The 5,698-nt window shown below is 36.2% G+C and carries 3 protein-coding genes; all 3 read right to left on the minus strand.

Features of this window, described 5'->3' with window-relative positions; genetic code table 11:
- Window positions 1-16: 16 nt before the first annotated feature.
- Window positions 17-784 carry a 6-phosphogluconolactonase gene (locus ABFR62_12705; protein MEN8139283.1) on the minus strand — a complete coding sequence of 256 codons (768 nt, stop codon included), beginning with the start codon at window positions 782-784 and terminating at the stop codon, window positions 17-19.
- Between the two features lie 191 nt (window positions 785-975).
- Window positions 976-4,446, minus strand: coding sequence for a glycosyl hydrolase (locus tag ABFR62_12710; GenBank protein ID MEN8139284.1), 3,471 nt, complete (start codon window positions 4,444-4,446; stop codon window positions 976-978).
- A gap of 40 nt (window positions 4,447-4,486) precedes the next feature.
- Window positions 4,487-5,482 carry a carbon-nitrogen hydrolase family protein gene (locus ABFR62_12715; GenBank protein MEN8139285.1) on the minus strand — a complete coding sequence of 332 codons (996 nt, stop codon included), beginning with the start codon at window positions 5,480-5,482 and terminating at the stop codon, window positions 4,487-4,489.
- Between the last annotated feature and the right edge of the window lie 216 nt (window positions 5,483-5,698).

A 5,698-nucleotide genomic window follows, 5' to 3' on the forward strand; every position in this document is an offset into this window, starting at 1 on the left:
CTTTAGACTTTGGACTTTAAAACTCCGATGCAAGCTCAGAAGGACAAGAGTCTTTATCCAAATATAAATTACCTTCAATTTTCAATAGTATTGAAGCAGGTAGTTCATTAGTTGGTTCATCTATTTGAAACAGGCGTTTTAAAACCGACTGCTTATTCTCTAATGGAACCATTGTATACACATTATTAGCCGATTGCATTGCTGTGGTAGTCATGGTTATTCCTATCTCAGGAATGTATCCAAGGCTTCTAAAATGAGGATCATTCATTAATTGAGCTTTAGATTCAGCTGCTACATCCACCACTTTTACTAATTTTTTTTCATTGAAATCGGTATCGAAAGGCTCGTTTAATGCAAGGTGTCCTGACTCTCCAATACCTAAACACATAATATCTATTTCTCCTGCACCTACCAGTAAATCACTAAAACGTTCAGCTTCCTGATAAGGATCTTTTGCTCTGTAATTAATAAGGTTTACAGTTTTAGGTAAAACCTTATCATACAGCATATTTTGAGTAAGGAATCCACAAGTATAATAAGCCGGCATTCTTACATCATGAAAGTCATCTACATTGAAACAAACTACACGTTTCCAATCGATTTCTTTTTCTGCTGCCAGTGATGTAAAAAAACTAAGTTGACTTTCGGCCGATGAAAAAACCATATTTATCTGCTCTTTTTCAGATAAAAGTTCTCTCATTTTTCCTGCCACATCTGATGCTGCTTTTTCTCCGAGCTCTGTTACGTTGTTGCTCAATATTACATTTGTATTTCCGTAATTCATTTTGTTGTTCTTTCTGGTAAAAAAGATAATATTATTATAATCCTTATACTCTTGTTTCTAATACAAAATAAAAGGATGTAGCTTTCTATTACAATACACAAAATGATATTATCGCTTCATGTTTTGGCAGTAGCTTATAAAAAAAGCCACTAATTCGCGAATTAGTGGCTTTTTCATTAATATTCTATACATTATTTTATTTCAACAGATGTCGAATAAACCAATTTCACAGGTCCAAATAAACCTGATTTACGTGGTTCCAAATCCTCGAAAGGAATAGCCTCACTTGTTTCATGACCATCGATATTTGATCTGGTATATCTTTTATCTTTTGGCAACTTAGTATCTCCTATCATACGGTTAGCCCATGTATTGGCAATAACAATTTCGAAAGTATTTTCTCCGGCTTTAACCTTATCAGTAACTTCGATTACGTAAGGTGCTTTCCATACGTTACCAACATACTGTCCATTTACAGTAACATCACCCGACAACCAAAGGTCGCCCATATCTAAATAAACTTTGTTTCCATTTGCCAATTTAGATGCATCAACAGTTACTGCGTTAGTATATTTAACCTCTCCTGAGAAATATTTAACATCTGCTTGGTCAAAATCAGTATATGATTTCAACTCCGACTTTATTGCCTGTGCAGGTCCTCCGTAAGTTTTTCCTCTTGTAGGAAGGAATTCCATTGTCCACTCACCGGTAACATCATCAATAGCCGGTACATTTGCTACATCAACCGAAATAGTTTTATCAGCAGATGTTACAACACTTACTTTTTCATTTTTAAATGCTTCAACAGTTACAGTTGATCCCTTTACAGATCTTACTACTGCATTTCCTTTTAAAGAATTCACATAATCAGCTTTTCCTTTAGTGAAAACAACAAATACAGATTCAAATTTATCTAAATCCATATCGATAGTTATTCCTTTATCAAAAACACTGTAAGCCAACACCGGAGTTCTTTCGCCTGTAGAAGGATTCCACAATTCAGGAGTAGCATTTTGCACACGGAAATTAGCTTTCACAGTCATTTTCTCGTCTTTTGCATTACGTACAAAGTATATTTCTTCGTTAGCAGTACGACGGTGAATATAATCCAACTCAACAGCTTTTCCTTGTTTTGATTCTTTCAAATATGAGAAATCCTGAGTAACACCCATTTCGGCAAGTACTTGTTTAACTTCTTTTCCGAAGATAACACGTCCTTTACCTACTTTGTTTTCGGTAACAGATTTTCCATCAATACTACCCCAAAGCTCTGCAGCAAGTTTTTGTACTTCTGCATCGTTTTTAGCAGCATCGAGTAATCCTGTAGCTCTTGAAGGTCTTTCGCCAATTACAGTAGCTCCTTTGCTTACTAACTCTTTTACTTTTTTAATAGCAGATAGAGTAATATTGTTTTGTGCAGGTAATACTAATACCTCGTAGCTCAATCCATCAGGAAGTACAATATTTCCATCTTTTACATCCATGCGGTTAAGTAACACATCGAGGTTTGTTACATCAAAATCATAGCCTTCGAAATCGCTATAAGTATATTTTGGCTGAACAAAATTAGCTCCTTTATTTCCGTAGTAGTAAACTATATCGCCAACAAATTTACCTTGTTGAAGCATATATGATGTACGACCAAGGTATTCCATCCAAGGTTTAGCCTGGTTCCACCATGCAAGATTTACACTTAAGTGCTGACCCGCGTGATAAGCCCAACCCGGCATACCTCCTTCGGGTGGAGTGTGCTCTGCCATGTGCCATACAATATGGTTCATACCTTCACAGAAAGCTCTGTCGGCCGATGGTTTTAAATCAACCGGTCCATCTTGCCAGTGACGGAATCCTGTAAACGACTCCATGTGGACAATTTTATCTTCTCCATAAATGTGAGATGCACAAGCAGTTTCTTTAACTACCCAAAGTCCATCCCAATTTTCGCGCCAAGGCCAAAATTCACCTTGCATTTGATCGATAGAGTTCATTGCACTAAGTGCCTCAACCGGTACTTTGTGAATTGGAGCTCCAGGACCTGCAGCTTCAGCTTTAATAGCCATTCCGCGTTCGTGTGCAGTTTCGTTAGCCGTGATATAGAAAGCATCTATTAACAAATCGCCCATAGTACGATCGAAATCATACATAAAACGGTCTGTTGTTTCTTCGTCTTTAATTACATAACCGTTAAGAGCCGGTAAATACTTAATTAAATCGTATTTTCTGTAGTTTTTAAATTGCTCAACTAAGTCGTAAGTCCAAAGTAAACCTACAACCTCGTAACTTGGCAGGTAGAAGTTATCAACTGAAGAGATATTTAAATCTCCGAATTTCTTCTCCAAACGCTCAGTCATGTAGTTAATGTGATTCTTAGTAGCTTTTGCACTAAGGTGATCGGTAGCATAACCGTCAGAAACAGGGTTAGGAATTTTTAATCTTTCACCTGTGTTAGACATTACATAACGGATAATCTCCCATTCTCCTTCAGGAACATCCCATGTAAGAACACCGTTAGCATCAAGCTTATCTGTAATAATCTGAACATCATTAACATCTTCGATAAGTACAGGTTGTTTCCCGTTCGAAATCCAGCTTTCGCCAACTTCGCCTGTTCTTTCGCTCATTAATATATTTAAGTTTTTAGCTCTCCAGTTCTTCTCAGCTCCCAATTGAGAATTCACACTAACTTCCATTCCTCCGCCTGAACGACCATTATAAGCACGGTCAATCAAACTTCTTTCTTCTGTACTATTGTGTACACGGAATTGCTCTAACTGTACATAACCGGCTTTTTTGTTATATCCGCTAAGAATTCTTAAACGTACATATTTAGCTTTTGTACCGGCAGGCATATTAAACTTCTGCTCTTTTGTATTAGCTTTTAACGAACCTTTATATGCTGTTTTAAAGCTTGAATTATTTTTATCGGTAGTACTTACCTGAACTTCGAAGTCTTTAGTATAGATTTTTGCACCACCTGCAATTTCTTTATTTGTTTTATCTGAATTTGCAAGAACTACATACTCTACATTGTGTAATGCAGGTTTAGTATCAAGTTTGTAAACAAACTCATAAGCTTGCTGACGTTTTTTTACAGGAATAGCCAAAACTGCAATTTCCTGAGACACAACAGGTTTTCCATTCTCATCAAGTATTGCTTTTGCAGGCAACTCTGGATAAGCCAATTCTTGCTTAATTTTCTTTGGCCCTTGTACAGTTGTACTTGTTTGGAACAAAGCTAACACAGCCTCTTCTGGTGGAGTCCACGATCCTCCCATATCCCAACTACTTACTCCTGCCATTTCAACTGACATTCCAAGTTCGTCGGCTTTATGTACTAAATACTTGAAATTCTCAAGCCATTCATCGCTCATAAATTCTGAACCCTGTGGAGGTAAAGTTTCTTTTGCCCCCAACATACCGATATCGAATACCAAAAGTCCTCCTATACCATTTGCAGAATATTCTTCCAACTCTTTTTGCATGAACTCTTTGTTCATATAACCATTTGGCAAAATGTAATACGCAGTTGGTTTTGCCTCATGTGGAATTTTTACAAAGCCCTGATAAAGGTCTTTATCTGCACCACTTTTACTTTCAGAACTACATGCACCCATCAGAATAACTCCGATAAACGCAAGCATGTATAAACTGATTCTTTTCATTATTAATTGTATTTAGCTATTTGTTATTCTTATTTAATATCTATTCTACTCTTCTTTTATTTTGAATTTCTTCAACCCTTATAAGGTATTCCTGTCGGCTTTCCAATCCAAATTCTTTTAACACATCCGAAGCTTTTAGTTTAGGATCAAGACTTTCTATAATCGTAAATTCTTCGAGATGATGATTTGTGATTTTCACCTTCTTACCGTATTTTTTTTGTATTTCGGAAAACTTAAGAAATCCGGGCCAAGCCGATACTACAACCTGATTTAGATTTATAGGAGCACAAACCCAGTGTGGAGCCCATGTACCTGTAGAAATCACATCATTACCTGCTTTATCAATAATACGTGCTCCATTTTTTCGGGTACTGCTTACAATATTGTAATTAAATAAAGTTGCTACAGAGTTTAGTTTTCTTCCTCCCGAATATGCGGATGAAAAGAATACTATATCAACATCGCTATACTCTAATTTTCGCCATCCGTCAACAAACTCATTATCAAAACAGATCTGCATGGCTATAGTACCAAAATCAGTTTCAAAAACCGGAGGATTCAATGGCCCTGGAGTTATACCTCTCTCCATTTCAGACACTGTAGGATATATTTTTCTATACTCTCCTACATATTCTCCTTCACGGTCGAATAATACAGAAGAATTATAAAAACGTCCTTCTTTATCCTTGGTATAAGTTGGGATAATTACATAACACTTGTTTCGCTTAGCATATTCGGCATAAGGTTTTGTAATTGGTCCGTATGGTAATTCTGCTGATTCGGCAAGCGGCGGACGCTTTGGTAATCCTGCAAAGGCAGCTACTTCGGGTAAAACAACAATATCGGGATTCATTGGGACTATCTCTTCGATAATATCCAATAATTTTTCATTCATTTCGGCAGGAGTATTAGCTTTTAACCCATGTTGAGAAACGGTAGCTATCCATACTTCCTGAGATTTATTAGATGATTGAGCACAAGCACTTAGCCCATAAAAGCTAAATGCTATAATCAGAAATAAAACCTTAATTTTCATACCTAATATTGATTCATTTTAATATCGTAAACATAGTAAACCCTGAAGTCAAACTCAATACACTATCTGGCACTAAGTATTAATAATTTGATACTTCTCACAATGTAAACTTAGTTCATCATTCTTCTAAACTCAATATACTATTTGACACTATGTAGTAAAGATTTGGCACTATAGATAAGTAATTCAATTACTATTCAAAATGATTAATAACCT

It is taken from the genome of Bacteroidota bacterium (assembly GCA_039714315.1).
Lineage (GTDB): Bacteria > Bacteroidota > Bacteroidia > Flavobacteriales > JADGDT01 > JADGDT01.